General features: G+C 27.9%; 1 protein-coding gene. It reads left to right on the top strand.

The features are described 5' to 3' along the window. Positions 1-176: 176 nt before the first annotated feature. Positions 177-1,343 (top strand): hypothetical protein (locus tag L8X97_RS08250; protein WP_263663065.1); only part of this gene is annotated, 1,167 nt, incomplete at its 3' end.

Below are 1,343 nucleotides of genomic sequence, written 5' to 3'. Positions count from 1 at the left end.
AAAATTCTAAATAAGTTAAACCCTTAATGGGTTTAACTTTGATACTCTATTAAATCTACATTTTACATTCAAGTCCACTATTAGAAATACCAAACAAATATTAATTAATTAAAAATAAAAAAATTATTTTTTTAGGATAAAATACATCCTTTTTAAAAACACATAAAGGAGATACATTGTTTTCAAATTTAAAAATAGGGACCAAAATAGTTGGAGTTGTAATTTCCATAGTAATGCTAGGTATTATAATCTTAGCAAGTATTTTTTCCATACAAGCTTCAAATATCTTACACACTGAAGCAGATAAACTACTTCAAATTAATGCTTTTAGATATGCAAATATCGTCCGCGGAGCAACAGAAAGTGTTTATTCAACTTTACTAGGAGTAGAAGATACTATAAAAAATACTATTTCAAATGAAAATAGTATTGATGATACAGAAGTGCAAAATATTTTAGAAGGCGTGCTTGATTCAAATGAAAAAATTGCATATATGTATGTTCATTTTTTTAATACCCCAATCAATCAAAATACCAACCCAAAACTACTTACAAATCAGCATAAATTTTTAATGTTACTTCATGATACTTCTTTAAAAACAGAAGGCGGCGTGCAATTAGTTCAAGCATATGATGCATTTTTACAACAACAAAGTATTAATAATGCTATATCAACACAAAAAGAATCAATAGGAAAACCTCAAATTTTCAACATCAATGGTGAAGAAATTTTTGCATACAATATTGCAATTCCAATCTTTAAAAATGGAAATATTATAGGTGTAGTTGGAGCTTTAGGAAGTTTAACGCATTTTAGAGGAGAGCTAACAGATCCAAAAAGAAGTATTTTCAAAGATGATCAAAGATTATTACTTGGTGCTGAGGGTCTAATAGCAGTTAGTCCTGTTTCTAAATTTACAGGAAAAAGTATTTCAGAAGCAAATCCTCATCCTAGTGCAAAAACATTAATACAATTACAAAAAGATAAAATAAATACTGTTTTTGACTTTACTCGTGCAAGCGATGGAAAGAAAAATAGAGCAGCGATAGCTACTTTTGATCTTTGGGATAACTCACAAGATGCTTGGTCTATTGTGACTATGGCTCCAGTTGATTCTATACAAATGCCGATTACAAAACTTATAACAACCATAGCATTTATATCTCTTTTTGTTATTTTAGTAATTGTGATAATAGTATTTATATACATAAACAAAGCAGTAAGCTCAAGAATTGTTAATTTACAAAACAACCTATTGCACTTTTTTAAATTTATCAATCATGAAACCAAAGATACTATTTTAAGTAAAGATACTAAAAGCAATGATGAGTTAAGTATCATG

This window comes from Campylobacter sp. CNRCH_2013_0671h (genome assembly GCF_025773055.1).
GTDB lineage: Bacteria > Campylobacterota > Campylobacteria > Campylobacterales > Campylobacteraceae > Campylobacter_D > Campylobacter_D lari_D.
This window is presented reverse-complemented; position numbering and strand designations above follow the sequence as displayed.